Annotated in this window: 16 protein-coding genes and 1 tRNA gene; 11 read left to right on the top strand and 6 right to left on the bottom strand. The window is 66.1% G+C overall.

The features are described 5' to 3' along the window. Positions 1 to 29: 29 nt before the first annotated feature. Complete coding sequence (locus tag OG326_RS06245) at positions 30 to 908, bottom strand: M23 family metallopeptidase (RefSeq protein WP_327143651.1); 879 nt, start codon at positions 906 to 908, stop codon at positions 30 to 32. 159 nt (positions 909 to 1067) lie between these two features. Between OG326_RS06245 and OG326_RS06240 the strand changes: the two genes are divergently transcribed. Together OG326_RS06240 and OG326_RS06235 are read left to right on the top strand one after the other, a co-directional pair. After that, a complete protein-coding gene (locus OG326_RS06240) occupies positions 1068 to 2111 on the top strand; it encodes a nitronate monooxygenase (RefSeq protein ID WP_327143650.1) in 1044 nt (347 codons plus the stop codon). Between the two features lie 57 nt (positions 2112 to 2168). Continuing rightward, positions 2169 to 2564 carry an SCO5389 family protein gene (locus tag OG326_RS06235; protein WP_327143649.1) on the top strand — a complete coding sequence of 132 codons (396 nt, stop codon included), beginning with the start codon at positions 2169 to 2171 and terminating at the stop codon, positions 2562 to 2564. A 53-nt stretch (positions 2565 to 2617) separates the two neighbouring features. Here the strand turns inward: OG326_RS06235 and OG326_RS06230 are convergent, their stop codons facing one another. After that, complete coding sequence (locus OG326_RS06230) at positions 2618 to 4099, bottom strand: serine/threonine-protein kinase (protein ID WP_327143648.1); 1482 nt, start codon at positions 4097 to 4099, stop codon at positions 2618 to 2620. A gap of 131 nt (positions 4100 to 4230) precedes the next feature. Here OG326_RS06230 and OG326_RS06225 point away from each other — a divergent pair, with 131 nt between their 5' ends. Beyond that, positions 4231 to 4653, top strand: coding sequence for an EF-hand domain-containing protein (locus OG326_RS06225; RefSeq protein ID WP_327143647.1), 423 nt, complete (start codon positions 4231 to 4233; stop codon positions 4651 to 4653). A gap of 33 nt (positions 4654 to 4686) precedes the next feature. On the opposite strand, the gene OG326_RS06220 is transcribed toward OG326_RS06225, so the two are convergent. Then, complete coding sequence (locus tag OG326_RS06220; RefSeq protein ID WP_327143646.1) at positions 4687 to 6306, bottom strand: acyl-CoA synthetase; 1620 nt, start codon at positions 6304 to 6306, stop codon at positions 4687 to 4689. Positions 6307 to 6457: 151 nt separating this feature from the next. Then, positions 6458 to 8095, bottom strand: coding sequence for a long-chain fatty acid--CoA ligase (locus tag OG326_RS06215; RefSeq protein ID WP_327143645.1), 1638 nt, complete (start codon positions 8093 to 8095; stop codon positions 6458 to 6460). Between the two features lie 515 nt (positions 8096 to 8610). Between OG326_RS06215 and OG326_RS06210 the strand changes: the two genes are divergently transcribed. From OG326_RS06210 to OG326_RS06185, 6 genes are all read left to right on the top strand, one after another. Beyond that, on the top strand, positions 8611 to 10080 hold the full coding sequence (locus OG326_RS06210) for a flavin-containing monooxygenase (RefSeq protein ID WP_327143644.1): 1470 nt from the start codon (positions 8611 to 8613) through the stop codon (positions 10078 to 10080). A 134-nt stretch (positions 10081 to 10214) separates the two neighbouring features. Continuing rightward, entirely contained in the window at positions 10215 to 11129 is a 915-nt protein-coding gene (locus OG326_RS06205; RefSeq protein WP_327143643.1) for an SAM-dependent methyltransferase, read from the top strand. An 85-nt stretch (positions 11130 to 11214) separates the two neighbouring features. Beyond that, positions 11215 to 11287, top strand: a tRNA-Arg gene (locus OG326_RS06200). 262 nt (positions 11288 to 11549) lie between these two features. Further along, entirely contained in the window at positions 11550 to 12737 is a 1188-nt protein-coding gene (locus OG326_RS06195; RefSeq protein WP_327143642.1) for a lipase family protein, read from the top strand. Between the two features lie 90 nt (positions 12738 to 12827). Next, positions 12828 to 13226, top strand: coding sequence for a hypothetical protein (locus tag OG326_RS06190; RefSeq protein ID WP_327143641.1), 399 nt, complete (start codon positions 12828 to 12830; stop codon positions 13224 to 13226). Between the two features lie 76 nt (positions 13227 to 13302). After that, on the top strand, positions 13303 to 14160 hold the full coding sequence (locus OG326_RS06185) for an alpha/beta fold hydrolase (protein ID WP_327143640.1): 858 nt from the start codon (positions 13303 to 13305) through the stop codon (positions 14158 to 14160). 45 nt (positions 14161 to 14205) lie between these two features. Here the strand turns inward: OG326_RS06185 and OG326_RS06180 are convergent, their stop codons facing one another. Next, positions 14206 to 14889: a TetR/AcrR family transcriptional regulator gene (locus OG326_RS06180; RefSeq protein ID WP_327143639.1), complete on the bottom strand. Its 684-nt coding sequence runs from the start codon at positions 14887 to 14889 to the stop codon at positions 14206 to 14208. Between the two features lie 68 nt (positions 14890 to 14957). Between OG326_RS06180 and OG326_RS06175 the strand changes: the two genes are divergently transcribed. Beyond that, positions 14958 to 15869 (top strand): sterol desaturase family protein, encoded by a 912-nt coding sequence (locus tag OG326_RS06175; RefSeq protein WP_327143638.1) that lies wholly within the window; start codon positions 14958 to 14960, stop codon positions 15867 to 15869. Then, positions 15866 to 16678: a thioesterase family protein gene (locus OG326_RS06170; protein WP_327143637.1), complete on the top strand. Its 813-nt coding sequence runs from the start codon at positions 15866 to 15868 to the stop codon at positions 16676 to 16678. Before OG326_RS06175 ends, OG326_RS06170 begins: the two co-directional genes overlap by 4 nt. A gap of 18 nt (positions 16679 to 16696) precedes the next feature. Here OG326_RS06170 and OG326_RS06165 read toward each other — a convergent pair whose 3' ends face one another. Then, a complete protein-coding gene (locus OG326_RS06165; protein WP_327143636.1) occupies positions 16697 to 18964 on the bottom strand; it encodes an Orn/Lys/Arg decarboxylase N-terminal domain-containing protein in 2268 nt (755 codons plus the stop codon). Between the last annotated feature and the right edge of the window lie 10 nt (positions 18965 to 18974).

Here is an 18974-nt window from a genome sequence, read left to right as displayed (position 1 = left end):
GCGCCCGTTCGCCGGGGCGGGTGAACGCTCTACTGGTCCGGACCCCACTGCTGCTGCATGATTACGCCCTTGCTGACCAGCCATGGGAGCGGATCTTCCTTGGTTCCAGCGGCGTCCCAGATCTCCAGGTGCAGGTGGGGACCGGTGGAATCACCGCGATTTCCGACAGTCGCGATCACGTCGCCGGTGTTGACGCGCTGTCCGCGGGTCACATACATATCGTTCACGTGGCCGTAGACAGCGGTGGTGCCGTCGTCCTGCTTGACGCGGACCCACAGGCCGAAGCCCTGCGCCGGTCCGGCATCCAGAACGGTTCCACCCATGACGGAGTGGATCGGAGTGCCGATGGCATCGGCGAAGTCGATGCCGTAGTGCATGGTGCCCCAGCGAGCGCCGAAGCCGGAGCTGATGACACCGGCGGTCGGGCGCACCGCGGCGGCGGGCGCCATCTTCTGCTGCAGATCCTTGAGCGTCGCCTCGGCCTGCGCCAGCGGGTTCGCGATCTCCGGCGGCAGGTTCTGCAGACCGAAGGGCGTGGGAGCCGGGGCCGCCACGGGCGCGTCACCGGCGGGGGCCGGGGCCGCGATGGGGGCGGCGACCTCGGCGGCCTGCTTGACTGCCGGTGCGGCATCGCGCAGCACGGCGGCGTCGGCATCCTGAGCCGCGGGCTTGTTCTCGTGATTGGGGGCGACGGGTGCGGCGTGCGCGAGGGCCGGAACCATCTGGGTCGCGGTGCCGATGAGGGCACTCGCCGCGACCGCGGCTCCGGCCGCTACTTTGACGCGGTCGACGGTGGAAGGCTCAGCCCGATGTCGCTTTCGGGCGACCGAGCCGATGCGGTGGATGCCCGAATCATCGAGCAAATCCAGAACGGATACGGAGTTCGCCGTCTCTCTGTGGTGCGACAAAGTTCGTCCTAGAGTTCGAAGTTCCGGTAACGATTCGGCATCGCTGTGATGGAAACAGTACTCGCCCGTGACCATTCCGCAACCTTGCGTTCGAAAATCCCAGGTGGCACTGCCCACCGGTAGATCACGAATAAGGGGCGGGGGCGCACACTTGTGGGCGTGCTTCTAGACGAGCTGAATACGCCGATCGTGCTCGCCCCGATGGCGGGCGGACCGTCCACACCCGAATTGACCGCTGCCGTCTCCGATGCGGGCGGACTGGGATTCCTGGCCGCCGGATATCTCGGCGCGGACGATCTCGGTGGGCGGATAAAACTGACACGCACCCTCACCTCCGCGGCATTCGGTGTGAATCTGTTTTACCCGTCCGCACCTAGTCCTGTGACCAGTTTCGGCGACTACGTTGATCTCCTCGCGCGCGAATTCCCCATCGGTGAGCCAAGATTCGACACCGATGCCTGGGCCGCGAAGCTCGATCTGCTGATCACCGATCCCGTGCCGGTCGTTTCGTGCACCTTCGGCTGCCCCTCGGCCGAGGAGATCGCGCGACTGCACGAGGCCGGATCGGAGGTGTGGGTCACCGTCACCTCGGTCGCCGAGGCGCGCATTGCCGCCGAGGTCGGGGCCGATGTGCTGATCGCCCAGGGCGCCGAGGCGGGCGGGCACCGCGGCAGCTTCGCCGACCGGCCCGAGGAGGACACCGCCGATCCGCTGGGGCTGCTGACACTGCTGCAGCTGCTGCGGGCCGCCGTGGACCTGCCCCTGGTCGCCTCGGGCGGCATCGCCACCGGTGCGGCCGTGGCGGCGGCGCTCGTCGCCGGGGCCGCCGCCGCGCAGATCGGCACCGCATTCCTGCGCACCGACGAGGCGGGCACCGCGCCGCTGATCCGCGATGCCGTCACCCTCGACACCCCGACCATGCTCACCCGCGCCTTCACCGGCCGCCGCGCCCGCGGATTGCGCAACCAATTCATGCTCGACCACCCGGACGCACCCTCGGCCTATCCGGAAATCCATTACGCCACCGGGCCTTTGCGCGCCGCCGCCCGCGCTTCGGGCAATGCCGACGAAGTGAATCTCTGGGCAGGTCAGGCACATTCGCTGGCGGCCGAGCTACCGGCCGGCGAGCTGGTGCGGCGACTGTCCGAGGATGCGAAAACCGCTCTGAACAAGGCACTTTCGATTCGAATCCAGGGTTGTTGACAACCTTTTTCATCTAGAATCGGCTGACACCATCCGCCATCCCATGAGGAGAGCGATATGTCACTCGACGTACCCACCGCACTGCTCGAGCGAGCCGAACGCGGTGAAGTCAGCGACGAAGAGTTCGTCGAATGTGTTCGGACTTCGCTGCCCTACGCCTACGAGGTCGTCAGCCGAGTCGCTGCCGACCTGCATTCCGGTGCTGCAGAGGAATACGCGGACAATGTCATTCCACCGCCGGACGAAGTGGCGCGCGGCCAGTTGCTGCGTGCCATGGCCTCCGACGCCATTCGCGGTGGGCTGGAACGGCATTTCGGCGTGAAACTCGCCTTCCAGAACTGCCATCGCGTGGCAGCGTTCCCGCTCGCCGCAGTCGGCGGCGACACCTACAGCACCTTCATCTCCACCCGCGCCCAGCTCCTCAACCAGAGCCCCGAACTACGTAACTGCTGAGCGCAACCCCGCATCGGCGCGACCGGCAACCCCGGTCGCGCCGATGCGCGCGCTCACCGCCGCCGGAACTTCTTGATGTCCTTGACGAACAAATACACGAATATCCCGAATGGCAGATCGAAAATCAAGGCCGCGACGAGCAGGCCGGTCCAGCCGAACTTATCGTCCGAGAAGTACACCGCGAAGCCGGCGACAACCAGCATCCCGAAAAACAGGATGAGCACGCACAATACGATCCACCACAGGCCGCGGCGGAGACTGATCCCCGGTTTGCCGGAATCCGTGGCGGCGGAGCTCGTCAGCCGTTCGCTCGTGTACTGCGCGGCCGGCGAATACGGCGGGTAGGAAGCCGGCTGCGGTGCGGACGTCGATCCGTATCCCTGCGCCGTGTATCCCTGCGCCGGAGCGGACCGATAGTCCGGCGTAGCAGCCGGATATCCCTGCCCCACAGGCGAATACCCCTGTGCCATCGGTGGCTGGACCTGGTGTGACGGCGCGCTCTGATAGGACGTCGCGTAGACGTGCCGCGGCGGCATCTCGCCCTGCCACTGCGGTACCTCACCCTGCCACTGCGGCGCATATCCCTGCTGCGGCTGTGCGTAGCCCGCCTGGGGCGCACCGGATTCGACCCGCGGGTAGCCCTCGCTCGTCCCCCAGCGCACAGTCGGCGAGGCACGCGGCGCGGAGATGTTCGGCGGTGGCGCGCTCGGCGGCGACACCGCCGCGCGGGCGGCCGCGGCCAGTGCGCCCGCACTCGCGTAGCGCTGTCCGGGATCCTTCTCCATCCCGCAGGCGATCACCTTGTCCAAAGCCGTTGGCACCGCGGGATTGTGCGCGCTCGCGCGGGGCGCCGGGGCCGTGAGGTGCGCGGCCATCTGCTGCGGCGGGCTGGTGTTGCCGTAGGGGCGGTTACCGGTGAGGCATTCGAAGAGCACGCAGGCCAGGGAATACACATCCGAGCGCAGATCCTCTGCGCCGGAGAATCGTTCGGGAGCCATATAGGACCAGGTCCCGATGGCGGCGCCGACGGCGGTGAGGGTGGTCGAACCGACACCGCGCGCGATGCCGAAGTCGATCAGGTAGGCGAATCCGCTCTCCAGCATGAGCACATTGGAGGGCTTCACATCCCGGTGGATCAGTCCGGCGGCATGCGCGACATCGAGGGCCTCCGCGACCTGCGCGACGACATCGACTGCGGCCGTGGGCGACAGCGCTCCGTCGGCCTCCAGGGTCCGGCCGAGGTCGAAGCCGTCCACGAGCTCCATATCGATGAACAACCGGCCGTCGAGTTCACCGAAATTGTGAATGGGAACGATATGCGGTCCGCGCAGCCGCGCGGCCAGCCGTCCCTCCCGCTGGAACCGCCGCTGATAGCCCTCGTCCTCGACCAGTTCCGGCGGTAGTACTTTGAGGGCCACATCGCGCCCCATGCGAGTGTCCTCCGCCAGCCATACCTGCCCCATGCCGCCCCGCCCGAGCAACTTCCGGAGTCGATAGTGACCCAGTGTGGCTTCTCCCGGCACATGTCCTCCCATCGATCCCTGCCATGCGCAAGGCGCTCAGCATACGACCATCCGGCGCTGATTCCCGCGTGGCCTTGACCGCTGCTCACCGAGTGCGCAATCCTGCAGCCGGACAGCGGAAAACAGCATTCCTAGGAGCAGCCGTGGCGACCGACGAGCCGACCGACACTTTCGACCTGTGGGATCAGGACGGCGACGGGTTGATCTCCAGCGGCGACATCCTCGCCGGAATCGAGGCCTTGGGCCTGGATATCGACGCCGATGCGGTGGGGCGGCTGGTAGCCGCGGCCGACACCGATGGGGACTGGCTGATCTCGCGGGCCGAGTTCGAGGCGGCCAGGATCGGCCGGACCGTCGAGATCACCGATGCGGACGCGGCTTTCGAGACGTTCGATGTGAATCACAACGAACTGATCGAACTGGAGGAGCTGGAATCGCTGCTCCGCACCTGCCCCGAACTGAGCGACGACTCGGCCGCGGCATTGATCGCCGAGGCGGATCTGGACGGGGACGGCTACCTGTCCCGGGCCGAATTCGCCGCACTCCTGGCCCTGCTGGCAGGTTGAGACAGTCTGCCGGCGGGCCGAGACAGCCCGCGGTTATGCCTCCTGGAGCTTTCGCTTCAACACCTTGCCGGTGGGGTTGCGCGGAAGCTCCTCGAGGAAGACCACCTCGCGCGGCACCTTGTACCGCGCCAGATTCGACTTCACGAAGTCCTTCACCTCGACCTCGCTGAAGTCCTGCCCGTCGTGCACCACGACGAAAGCCTTGAGGCGAGAACCGAATTGCTCGTCCGGAACGCCGATCACGGCGACTTCCCGGACGGCGACGTGCGTGTAGAGCAACTCCTCCACCTCGGCGGGGAAGACGTTCTCCCCACCGGAGACGATCATGTCGTCATCCCGGCCGTCGATGAAAAGCCTTCCGGCACTGTCGAAGTGGCCGACGTCCCCCGAGGACATCAGGCCCCGGATGATCTCCTTGTGCCCGCCGCCGGTGTACCCCTCGAACTGGATGACATTGCCGACGAAGATGCGCCCGGTCTCCCCCACCGGCACGGATTTTCCGTCCGCATCAAGGATTTCCACGCGCGCACCCAGCACCGGCCGCCCGACACAGCCGGGTTCCACCGCCAGATCCTCCGGAGTGGCGATGGTGGCGTACGCGACCTCCGTCGACCCGTACAGGTTGTAGACGACCGGACCGAAGGTGGCGGTCACCGCCCGGCACAATTGCGCGCCGAGCTGCGACCCCGCCACGAAGATAATGCGCAGCGCGGACAGATCGCGCCCGGTGACGCCCTTGCCACCCAGGTCCACCATGCGCGACAGCATGACCGGCACCACGATCATGGTGCTGGCGTGATTGCGCGCCACACTGTCGATGGCGACCTGCGGATCGAAGCGCCGCCGGATCACCAGGGTGGATCCGAAGCCGAGAGTCAGCATGCCGCAGGCGAATCCGAGCGTATGGAACATGGGCGCGCAGCACTCGGTCACCTCACCCGACCGGAACGGGACCTTGGAGAGCAGGCCACCCAGTGAGGCAAGGGATTTCGGCTCCGCACGCGGCGCACCCTTCGGAGTGCCGGTGGTGCCGCTGGTCAGCAGAATGATCTTGGGCTCGACTCCCGGCGACGGCGGCGCATCCGGCGAGCCGGCGGCGATGAGCGCCTCCAGGCTGTCTTCGCGGGGCGACTCCGTCCATGCCCGATAACTGCCCCGGTGCGGGGAGATCCCGTCCAGCATGCCGGCGTACTCCTCGTCGTAGACGAGCAGATCGGTGCCCTCCCGGGTGGCCACGTCCCGAATCTGCGGCCCCGCGAAGTCCGTATTGAGCAGAATGATTTTCGCGCCGCACTTGGCCGCGGCGAATATCGCATCCACGATCCCGCGGTGATTGCGCGCCAGAATGGCAACGCCCTCACGGGGTTTCAGCCCGCGCTCGCGCCAGGCATTGGCGAGCCGGTTGGACCGGTCCTCCAACTCGGCGAAGGTGAGTGAGCCGAGCTCGTCGATCAGTGCCGTCCGGTCGCCGTACCGGGCGGCCGACAGCCGCAGTCCGGCCGCGAGGGTGCCGTAGCGCAGGAGCGAGTTGGCCGCGGACAGGAGCACGGTCGGCGATTCGATCCGCACCAGCCCCGCACCCAGGGCCAACCGCGCGGACTCGAGCTCCAGATAGGCCCGCTCCCCCACCGAACGAATCAGTCCGAGAGTCATACAAGCGCCCCGATCGCCACTGTGCCCGCCCCACTGCAGGCATCCGCCCTCAAACTAACGGTACGGGCGTACCTGCGCCAGAGGGACAATCGCCCCGGCGCGCGGCGCCCCGCCTCCCGGTTCCGGGAAACGGGGCGCCGTCGGCACAGCGTCAGGACAGCGTGGTGACCGTCAGCGCACCATCGGCGTACTGCGCCCGCAGCCGCTTCTTGTCGAACTTGCCGACACTGGTCTTGGGCACCTCGTCGATGAAGGCCCAGTGCTCCGGCAGCTGCCACTTGGCGAACTTGTCGGACAGGAAGTCGCGCAGCTCTTCGGGTTTCACCTCGGCGCCCTCGGCCAGCACCACCGCGACGAGGGGACGCTCGTCCCACTTCTCGTCCGGAACGCCGATCACCGCGGCCTCCGAGACGGCGGGGTGACCGACCACCGCGTTCTCCAGATCCACCGAGGAGATCCATTCACCGCCGGACTTGATGACGTCCTTGGACCGGTCCACCAGCGTCAGATACCCATTGGCGCTGATCTTGCCGACATCGCCGGTACGCAGCCAGCCGTCGTGGAACTTCTCCGGATCGACCTCGGCGCCGGTCGGCGAGTAGTACGCCCCGGTGATCCACGGCCCCTTCACCTCGAGCTCACCGAGCGCCTGCCCGTCATTGGCCACCACGGTCCCGTCGTCGGCGACCAGACGCGCCTGCACGCCCGCCGGGAAGCGGCCCTGCGTGTAGCGGTAGGCCCACTCTTCCTCGCCCTCGACACCGGCGGGCGGATGCGCCACCGACCCGAGCGGAGAGGTCTCGGTCATACCCCAGGCGTGCAGCAGCTTGACCCCGTGCCGCTCCTGGAAGGCCCGCATCATGGACGGCGGCACCGCGGCGCCACCCACCACACAGGTGCGCAGATGCGAGATGTCCTGCGGCGCGGCCTGCAACCCGGCCAGCACACCGCCCCAGATGGTCGGCACGGCCGCCGCGAAGGTCGGCTTGGCCACCGCCATCATCTCCAGCAGCGGTGCGGGCTGCAGGAACCGGTCGGGCATGAGCACATTCGCACCCGACATCAGCGCCGCGTACGGAATGCCCCAGGCATTGGCGTGGAACAGCGGCACGATGGCGAGCACGGTGTCGGAATTGTCGAAGCCCATACCGTTGGGCGAGATGACCTGCATGGCGTGCAGGTAGTTGGACCGGTGCGAATACACGACGCCCTTGGGGTCGCCCGTGGTGCCGGAGGTGTAGCACATGCCCGCCGCGGAACGCTCGTCCACGATCGGGAAGTCGAAGGTGTCCGGCTGCGCCGCAAGCAGTTCGGCATAGGAGTGCACCTGCACGCCCTCGGGCGCGGTGAGTGCCGCCGCATCGCCATTGGCGACGATGACATGCCGGACCGTCTTCAGATTCGGCAGATACTGCGCGAACATCGGCAGCAGCGAACCGTCGACGATGACCACCTGGTCCTCGGCGTGGTTGGCCACGTACACCAGCTGCTCGGGGAACAACCGAATATTCAGGGCGTGCAGCACCGCTCCCATGGCGGGGATGGCGACGTACGCGACCATGTGCTCGTTGTTGTTCCACATGAAGGTGCCGACCCGGTCGCCTTCGCCGATGCCCAGGTCACGCAGGGCATTGGCGAGCCGGGCCGAATCCGCGCCGACCTCCCGGTAAGTCTGGGTGCGAAGCCCGTCCCCGGTCCAGGTGGACACGGTGCTGTCGCCCTGAAAGGTGGAGGCGTACCGCAGCAGTGTCGCGAGAGACAGCTGCTCGTCCTGCATGGTGCTCAACATTTCCCAACCGCTCCCTACATGTCCCTACGTGCGAGTGAACTGAGTCACGTCTCGGCAGAATAGCTGAATTCGGACATGGCCGGGATGGGCATCAACTGAGGGCAACCTGCCCGCAAAAGAAACTGCGGGCGGCGAACCCCACTCTCGCCGCCCGCAGTTTTTGTCGCCGACCCGCCACCGCCTGTGCGGCAACCAGCCGGCCTCGAAGTCCTGGAAAAGACGGGTGTCGCAACGACGCCCCCTGCGGCGCCGCTGAATAGCCAATCACTAACCAGGACAAGCAAATTGGAGTAGGATCTTCCGTGAATATAGGGAGTGGGACAGGAGGCTGTCCAGTCGGGGTGCGGCACCGCAGGTCAGGCGGCGATCACCGTCCCAGAAGCTTTTCTGTGAGCGGCATTCGCACCGGCACGGGTTACCCACCCGGTCGCCAACCCGGCCGAAATGGCCGAAAATACCGATTCAGTGTCCGGGTATGCCTTACTGACCAGCGCTGATGCCTCTACTGTCGAACTATGAATCGTGAGCCGTCCATCCTGATCATCGGCGCCGGATTCGCCGGACTCGGCATGGCGCTGGAGCTGCAGCGCCACGGGCTGTCCAACTTCACCATCCTGGAGAAGGCGGCCGATCTGGGCGGCGTCTGGCGCGAGAACACCTATCCGGGCGCGGCCTGCGATGTCCCGTCGCCGCTGTACTCCTGGTCCTTCGAGCCGAAATCCGATTGGCCGCGCCGGTTTTCGCATCAGGCCGATATTCACGACTACATGCGCACGGTCGCGGAGAAGCACGACCTGCCTGCGAAGATCGAGTTCGGCGTCGAGGTCGACGAGGCGGAATTCGATGAGCAGGCCGGGATTTGGCGGGTGCGCACCACCGACGGCGTCACCCATATCGCCGATATCCTCATCCCGGCGGTGGGGCAGCTCTCGCGCCCGGCCATGCCGAATCTGCCCGGCATCGACAGTTTCACCGGCGCCGCGTTCCACTCCGCCCAGTGGGATCACTCGGTCGACCTCACCGGCAAACGTGTGGCATGCATCGGCACGGGAGCCTCTGCCATTCAATACATTCCGGCGATCGTCCCGCTCGCCGCGCATCTGACACTGTTCCAGCGTTCGGCGGCCTGGGTGCTGCCCAAGTTCGACACCGAATACAGCGCGATGCACAAGGCCCTGTTCAAACACGTGCCGATCACTCGCATGGCCGAACGCTTCGCCATCTGGTCACTCTTCGAGGTGCTGGCGCTGGCGCTCACCGATATCCCCGCCATGAAGACCCCGGTGATCGCGCTGGCCGATCGGCACCGCGAGAAGCAGGTGCCCGATCCGGCCTTGCGCGCCAAGCTGACTCCCGATTACGCGGCCGGCTGTAAACGCGGCCTGTTCTCCAACGAGTACATGCCCGCGCTCGGCCAGGACAATGTGACCGTGGAGACCACCGCCATCGAGGCCGTCACCCCCACCGGCATTCGCACCGCCGACGGTGTGGAGCATCCGGTGGATGTGATCGTCTACGGCACCGGCTTCAAGGGCACGGAATTCCTTGCGCCCATGAACATCTACGGCGTCGGCGGACGCAAGCTGGCCGATGCGTGGTCGGCGGAGGGCGCCCGCGCATACCTCGGCATCTCGGTGCCGGACTTCCCGAATCTGTTCATGATGTACGGGCCGAACACCAATGTCGGCTCGGGTTCGATCATCTACATGCTGGAGTCGCAGGCCCGGTACATCCGGCAGGTGGTGGAGTACCTGGCGCCCAAGCCCGGGACGTTCCTGTCCGCGCGGGCCGAGGTCGAACAGTCCTGGGACGACTGGCTGCAACGCCGCCTGAAGGACACTCCGTGGAACTTCTGCTCCAGCTGGTATCGCAACGCGTCCGGGCGCATCACCAATAACTGGCCCGGCGCGACGGTCCTGTTCCGTTGGAAGACACACACATTCAAGCCCTCCGACTACGACGAGACGCAGTCCGGACGGCGGTAGCGCGCGGCGGCGGGGGTGTGCGCGGACCCTTGACTCCCCCGCTCAACTGTCTGAGACTGTCATCACTCCGACATTAGATCGTCTGAGACACAGGCGACAACGCCGGGGCGTATCCGACCTTTCGGAGGGTCTCAATGACGCTGCCTTCTTCGCCCGCGCAGACCACCGCGGCCATTCCGGTCGAAACCCTGCCCGACCGCACGGCCCGCTGGGCGCGGGAGTGCCTCGAGTGGGCCAAGGTGCCGTTCCTGCCGTCCGGCCGCCGGGTCGGCCGCGTCTACGACATCGTCGGCCCGCAGAACCTCTTCGGCGAGGATTCGCTCTTCATCAATCTCGGCTACTGGCGCGACCGCCCCGAGAGTCTCGACGCGGCCAGCCGCGATCTGGCCCGGCTGGTCGCCCGGGAGGCCGGACTCGGACCGGACGATGTGCAGCTGGATGTCGGATTCGGTTACGGCGACCAGGATTTCCTGTGGGCGCGCGAATTCGGCCCCAAGGAAATCATCGGCATGAATATCGCCACCGAACAGATCGAGATCGCCACCCGGCGCGCCGCCGAACTCGGTCTCTCCGACCGGATTCGCTTCGAATACGGTTCCGCCATCGACCTGCCGCGCGCCGACGCCTCCTGCACCAAGGTCACCGCCCTGGAGTCGGCCTTCCACTTCCCCTCCTACGACCGCTTCTTCGCCGAGGCGTACCGCGTCCTGCAGCCCGGCGGCAAACTGGTGACCGCCGACATCACCGTGCGCCCCGGCCCCGTCACCGATCTGATGATCCGCGCCTCCGACCGCCCCGGCGCCGAACGCACCGCCTACGACCTCCCCCGCTACCGAAAGGCGCTCACCGCCGCCGGTTTCGAGAATGTCAGCGTGTATTCGATTCGCCGCGACGTCTATTCACCCCTGGCCACCTACCTGAGCAAACGCCTCCGCGACCCCGACATGCGCCGCGTCAACCCGGTCCTGCGCGCCACCTTCAGCCGCCCCGGCCTGCTCGCCTGGGGCCCCTGGGCCGACTACATCATCGCCGTGGCCACCAAACCCTGACCCCGCCCGAACCCGGGGATGCTGTCCCCCGCCCCCCGACCAGGTAGACTCCCCGACGTTCGGGTCGGCCCCGCGCCACCGTCCAGCCTTCGTAGCTCAGGGGATAGAGCAACCCTCTCCTAAAGGGTAGGTCGCAGGTTCGAATCCTGCCGAGGGCACCGCACTCACATTCTGCGGCCCGACCATTGTTGTTGGACTTGCGCCCAGTTTGTTCTCGGTTCGGATGTCCCTACCGACCGGGAGATGTAATCTGACTGCCTCGAGCGGGATTCGCGGGAAGCGATCCTCTCCGGGGAGGGAAGTCCGATGATGAGAAGTGTCGTATCAGCCTGTAGCGCAACGGGTTCAGTGGTCAGGCGCGGACAGCTGCGGTCGGCTCTGATCGCGGCTTCGGCCGTGTTGTGCTTCACCGGCACTCCCATGGCGGTCGGTAGTGCCGATCCACTGACTACTCCGCAGAACGACCCGTTCTATACCCCGCCATCGGGCTGGGACGCACAGGCGCCGGGCACCATCCTGAATTCGCGACCCGTCGAGGTGGCCTCGATGGGGCCCCAGGCGCAGGACGCCGATGCCTGGCAGTTGCTGTATCGAACGACCGATACCGACGGCGCACCCACGGCGACCGTGACGACGGTGCTGCGCCCGCGAACCGGTCAGGTCAAAGGGTTGATCAGCTATCAGAACGCCGAGGACGCCTCGGCCCCGCAGTGCGCTCCCTCGTTCACGCTCCGGCAAGGAGCGCCGGACCAGTACAACGCCTCTCTGGATCTCATTACGATCCAACAGATCTTGTCCTCCGGTCATGCGATTTCCGTCCCCGACTGGGAGGGGCCGAAGGGGTCGGTGTTCTCCCCGAAACAGCCGGGTTACGCCGCGCTCGACGGAGTGCGCGCAGCCGAGGCTTTCGCGCCACTCGGCCTGTCCGGCACCGATACTCCGGTTGCCGCGATGGGCTATTCCGGCGGGTCGCTCAGTACCCGTTGGTCCGCACAGGTTCAACCGACCTACGCTCCCGAAATACGACTGGTCGGTGTTTCCATGGGTGGTTGGACAGCGCCCATCAGCCACTACCTGGAGTCGCTCGATGGCGGTCCGTTCGCCGGTTTCCTGCCGTCGCTCCTGCCGGGCATGATGCGCGCCGATCCACATCTGGCGGCGGCTTTCGACAAATATCTGACCCCTGCCGGACAAGCTCTGATAGCCGCGGGTGACAGCCAGTGCATGACGCCGAACGTGTCTCAGCATGCGTTCCTGCATATGGACGACTACCTGACGATCCCTTTTTCGCAGCTGTTCGAGCAGGTACAGGGGTCGTTTGCCGACCTGGACTTCGGCCCCGTGGCACCGACCGCGCCGCTGTTCCTCTACAACGCCGTGAACGACGAGATCGTCCGCATCGCGCCGACCGACCAGGCGGTGGCGCAGTGGTGCGCGTCGGGGGCGCACATCACCTATACGCGAGACCAATCGAGTGAGCACGTCAGTCTCGCACTCAGTGCGACTGCCGCAGCCCTGAGTTGGATCGATGACCGTCTGGCCGGGCAGGGCGTACCGGACGGTTGCTCGACACGCACGGTGCTGTCCATGTCGCTCGGTGGTGCATAGCGCGCGGTCCAAGCCAGCCTCCCGCTACGGGAGAGTTTTCCCGCGCATCGGGCTTGACTGTCCTGTAGTGGCAGCGCCGATCGTCATGGCATGACAAACACAACGGCTTCCCCCGACCACACCCTCCTCGTCGAGGACTACACCACGCTCTGGAACGAGCCGGACGCTGAGCTGCGGCGCCGGGCCATCGCCGCGCTGTGGTCCGCCGGCGGCGTGGAGTACGTCGAGGGCGCCCACTTCGCCGGGATCGATGAGCTCGATGCTCGAGTTGCCGAGGCGCACAACGCATTCGTCGCCAGTGGCCGGTACCGCGCAGCCAACGCCGCTGATGCCCGCCGCCACGGCGACCTGGTCCTGTTCACCCTGCAATTGGCGACCCCCGATACGGGCGAAATTGCCTGGGCTGCACGCGTGTTCCTGCTGCTCGACAGCGACGGAAGAATCCGCGAGGACTACCAGATCACCGTACAAGCACTGGCCGTTCAGTAGCCGACGCCGGGTCACTCCCGCCGCACTGCGCCAAACCTCTTTGTAATAAGACGCTTTCACAGAATTGGGATTTGACATGTCGTATTTCTCCGCACCTGACGGAACCGAACTCTTCTACCGTGACTACGGCAACGGCAGCCCCGTTGTTTTCGTGCACAGCATGCTGATGAGCAGCGATATGTGGCAGCATCAGATGCTGCATCTGGCCGCACACGGACACCGCGCCGTCGCCTACGACCGCCGTGGGCACGGCCGATCCGACGACCCGGGCACCGGATACGAATTCGACACTCTCGCAGACGATCTGGCCGCGCTGCTGGACCGACTGGAATTGACCGGCGTAACACTGGTCGGGCACTCGATGGGCGGCGGCGAGGTGATCCGGTACCTGACCCGCCACGGCAGCGACCGCATCGCGCGCATCGCGCTCGTCGGCGCCACCGCCCCGCACCTCGGCATCGACCCGCAGGTCGCGACGGCACTGCTGGACCAACTCCGCACCGGCTACGCCCAGTGGGTGACCGACAATGCCGGCCTGTCCTTCGGAGACGATCTGCCCGGCTGCCATATCCCGCAACTCGAGAAGGAGGCGACCATCCGGGACTGGATGCGGGTATCGCTGCACGCCGCGGTGGAATGCAACCGCATCAATCTGGCAGCCGACTTCCGGACCGAGGCTAGCCGGATCGGTCTCCCCGCATTGATCCTGCACGGCGATCACGACGCCTTCGCCCCCCTGGAGACCTGCGGACAGCGCTCGGCGGACCTGATCCCCGGCAGCAAGCTCGTCGTCTACGAGAATGCCTCGCACATGCTGCATCTGTCGCACCGCGAGCAGCTCAATCACGACCTCGAGGAGTTCGCACTGACCGTTCAGCCTCGCGAGCACCTGCCTGTGAATGCCGCTGCGGCGCGGCGGAATTGCTCGGACTAGGCGGTCTTCCGGCTGGGCCGCGGCGGCACACCGGCCACCGCGGCACTACCGGCCCTGTCGCGCCACATCGAGGGCACCGTCTCGCACTGCATCGCGGCCGGTCGAGCGGCCTGCGATATCGGCGACATTTCCGACGGTCTGCGCGACCGTGGTACACCGCTGCAGCATCTCGGCGATGCTCACCTCGTCGATATGGCGTTGGTACCAGCTCACCAGGGCCGACAGAATGCCCAGCCACACATCGGCGAGAATCTCCCGGTCGACCGGATCGACCGGGCCCCGCGGACCCAGCAGTGCGTAGGTGCCGTCCATGGCGAGCGAACGGATCGCGGCCCGGTACGTGATCGCCGCCCGTCCTCCCTCGGTGGTCTCCAGCACCGTCGTGTCGTGCAGTAGTTCCCAGTCGTACCGCCGATGCCGCAGCGACTCGAAGATGCAGCGCAGCGTGTCGGACGCCATGTATTCGGCCGGGCTGGCGGTGAGCACTTCGGTGATGGCGGCGACCAGCACCTCACCCGCCTCCTGCACGCATCGCAGATGCAGGGCGTCCTTGCTTCCGAAGAGGCTCAGGATCAGCGCCTTGGAGATATCGGTCTCTGCGGCAACGGCTTCCAACGAGGTTCGCCGATAGCCGTCGGTACCGAAACGCAGGGTGGCCGCGGCCAGTATTCGCCGCTCCCGCTCCAGACGCGGCACCCCTTTGGTCCCTGGGCCGGTTGCATGACGCACGGGCCTAGCTTACAGTCGGCTCGCATATATGACCACGTGGTCATATTGGAGCGAGAACAGGAAACGCCGTGCATGCCCTCATCGATTACCTCACCGAGCCGATCGTCTGGGCATTGCCGTTCTTCGGCCTGTTCATCGCCATCGAATATCTCGGCCTGCGCTGGGTCGCCCAGCACGACACGAGCCACCGAAAAGACCGGACCACAAGCGCTTCGCTGACGGACTCCGCGACCAGCGTCTCCATGGGGATCGGATATCTGGGCGTGGCGGGCCTGTTCCATGCCGCGTCACTGATCGGCTACAGCGCCATCTACCAGGCGGTTCCGTGGAAGCTTCCGGCCGACGCCTGGTACACCTGGCTATTGCTCTTCTTCGCCGTCGATACGCTCTGGTACGGGGTCCATCGCTTTTCCCATCGCGTCCGGATCGCCTGGGCGGCCCACCAGGCACACCACTCCAGCGAACATTTCAACTTCTCCACCGCACTGCGCCAGAAATGGAACCTCTGGTTCGAGACGCTGGCCTGGACACCGTTGCCGCTCTTGGGCATTCCGCCGTGGATGATTTACGTCGGCTTCTCGCTCAACCTGATCTGTCAATTCCTCGTCCATACCGAGAGCGTCGACCGCCTCCCCCGGGTCGTCGAATTCCTCTTCAACACCCCTTCTCATCACCGCGTGCATCACGGTAGTGATCCGGAGTACCTCGACAAGAACTACGGCGGAATCCTCATCATCTGGGACCGGCTCTTCGGCACCTACGCCGAAGAGAAACACCGGCCCACCTACGGACTCACCACGCCGGTCGATACCCACAACCTACTCAAACTCCAGTTCCACGAATATGTTTCGATGCTGGGCGACCTCCGGCGGGCCGGGTCGCTGCGTGAGGTTCTCGGCTACACCTTCGGTCCCCCCGGGTGGAACCCCGCCGCCGGCCGCGACGCATCGGGCGCCGATCGAAAGGCGCTGCCGCGGTGACGAATACGGCCGAACCGCAGCTCAGCTATTTCCAACGGGTCGGTGCTCACAGCTTTGCGCCGACGGTGCACGCACGGGGCGCCTGGGCTGTCGACGAGCAGCACTTCAGCCCGCTCGGCGGGCTGATCGTCCACGAGATCGAACGAGCGCGAGCCCGCGAACGACGAGCCGATCTGATGATCAGCCGCATAGGCTTCGATATCCTCGGCCGAAACACGTTCGAGGAGTTCGATATTCACGTCGAAACTGTCCGGCCCGGTCGAACGATCGAACTCGTCGAGGCGACCGTCACCATCGCGGGCCGCCCTACCGTATCGGCGCGCGTATGGCTCACGACCGCCCAGGACACCGGCATCGTCGCCGGCGGAGAACCCGATCCGCTCCCCGCGCCGGAATCACTGTCGCCGTGGCCGCTCACCTCCGTCTGGCCCGGCGGATACGTCGCCTCACTCGACACTCGGCCGGTCGGTATCCCGCAGCCCGGCCGCACCACCGCATGGTTGTCCACGCCCGTCGATCTGGTCGAGGGCGAACGCACCAGCGCCCTGGCCGCCTATGTGGCTCTGGTCGATACGGCCAATGGCATTGCGGTCCGCCAAGAACCCACCAAATGGATGTTCCCCAACCTGGACCTGACCATTCACCTCTACCGCCAGCCCGAGGCGGGCTGGACCGGCCTCGACACCACCGTCACCTTCGGGCACACCGGCCAGGGCATCACGAGCACCGTTCTGCACGACCTCCGCGGTCCCGTCGGATACGCCCAGCAGATCCTCACCGTCCGACCACAACCCGACCCCGGGCCGTAAGCCCTCCGCAGAGACCGGTCACCGTGACAGGCATTCGATCCAGTAGGCGCCCGCCGCATCCCTGGTGACGCCATGGGTCTCGCTCTGAAAGCCCGGAAAATTCTGGTCGAAGGATTCCAGGGCGATGAGGTAGCGCAGGAGTGGGCCGTCGCCGGGGCCGATGTTCTCGCCGGGCATGAGGACCGGGATCCCGGGCGGAGTGGTGACGACCATCGTGGCCGCGGTGCGCCCGGCCAGCGCGTCCGACCGGACGAGTTCGGTTCGTCCGCGGATGAGTGCGGAATGGCATGCGCTGGGGGTGAACTCGGCGTCCGGGATGCGCGTGAAGGCGTGCTCGAGGAGGTCGATCAAATCGGCGTCGCGCAGGTGGTTGTGCATCATCGCGCACAGCTGGGGCAGCGTCAGGCCGCCATACCGGGTGGGATATCGCCTGGTGAGCTCCGGGAGGATGTCCTCGAGTAATGCGTCATTGTCGAAGTGCCGTTTGAAGTCGAACAGCGCGTCGGTGAGAGTTCCCCATTTACCCTTGGTCACGCCCATGGAGAACAGCACCAGAATCGTGTACGCGTCGGTCTTCTCGACCACGATGCGGCGGGTTTCCAGATAGGCGGTCAAGATCCTGGCGGGAATACCCCAGTCGGAAAGCCCTGCGGCAGCACTGGTTCCAGGGCAGGTGATGGTCACCTTGAGCGGATCCAGGAGGCAATAGCCGGGTTCCAGATCCGGGAAGCCGTGCCATGGGGCGCCGGGTTCCAGCTGCCAGCATTCCGGATTGTCACGCAACAGCTCGATCGGCGCGTCTTCGAACGGCATCCGCGTGCCGGTGGCATCGGTGACGGTGGGCGGTTGCCAGATGCCGAAGAACCAGCCGGGCCGATCCCCCGCGCACGCCATTCGGCGGGCCAGACGCGGCACGGTCTGCCGGAAGCGAATGGCCTCGGTAATGGCTTCGTCCAGCAGCCAGCGGCCACCCGGGCCGTCCATCATGGCAGTGGCGATATCGAGAGAGGCGATGATCGGGTAGGACGGAGAAGTGGTGCCGTGCATCATGAACGTCTCATTGAGGTGATGCGGCTGCACCGGAGCCCGTGGCGAGTCGCGCACGTGCAGCATGGCCGCCTGCGACAGCGCGGCCAGCAGTTTGTGCGAGGACTGGGTGGTGAACACGGTCGGCCGATCGGGACCGGGCACGGTGGTCTCGGTGATCGACATTCCGTACCGCCGCTCGTAGAGCGGATGAAACTTGGCGTGCGCGAACCACGCCTCGTCCAAATGCAGTCGTGGCGTGCTGGCGCCGAGTAGCTCCGCCACCCGAATCGCGTTGTAGCACAAGCCGTCATAGGTGGAATTGGTCACGACCGCGTACACCGGGTCCGGACCGGCCGCCGCGCCACTGAGCCCGGCGGCGGCGACGGCGTCGCGTATCGCGCCCGCACCCAGCGCTTGCGGTGGGATCGGCCCCATCAGACCGAGGCCGTTGCGAGTCGGCACCAGATAGACCGGCCGTGCCCCCGTCAGTGCGAGCCCGTGATAGATCGACTTGTGGCAGTTCCGGTCGACCAGCACGATCTCATCGCGAGTAGCGCTGTGCCCGATCGCGATTCGGTTCGACGTGGAGTTCCCGTTGAGCACGAAATAGGTGAGGTCGGCACCGAAAACCCTTGCGGCATTGCGCTCGGCGTCACCGATCGGGCCGGTGTGCTCGAACAGCGAGCCCAACTCGATAACCGAGATGGACAGATCGGTGCGGAAAAGCCTTTCCCCGTAATAGTCGAACAGGATCCGCCCGGCCGGTGATTTGAAGAACGCGACGCCGCCGGCGTGTGCGGGAGTGTGCCACGAGTACTCGTGGGTGCCGTCGAACCGGTGCAGCGCCTTGAAGAACGGAGGCATCAGCTGCTCCCGGTATTCACGACCCGCAAGCTCGATACGCCCGGCCACAAAGCTCGGCGTGTCCTCATCCGGCCAGATGTATCCGTCCACGACGTCGCCCACCCACAGCGGAAGCTTGTCGAGATCGGTGCCGGAAGTGATCAAAAAGACGGGAAGACCAGTGAACCGATTCCCGATCGCCTGCAATACCGATTCGGCGCCACCGGGCAACTCCCAGTCCACCAGAGCCGCCACCAATGACGCGTCACCCCGGACAGCGCCGAGCGCGTCCTCCGCACAGTCGACCACACAAACCTGCCGGTCCATACCGGCCAACTCCCCCGCCAGCCGACCCATGATGTCCGCACAGCGCCTACCCACACCCGATGCGATGAGAATCGTCGATGCGACCATTCGGTGCCTC

It is taken from the genome of Nocardia sp. NBC_01327 (assembly GCF_035958815.1).
Lineage (GTDB): Bacteria > Actinomycetota > Actinomycetes > Mycobacteriales > Mycobacteriaceae > Nocardia.
The sequence above is the reverse complement of the archived record's forward strand: the minus strand, read 5'-3'. Positions and strand labels throughout refer to the sequence as shown.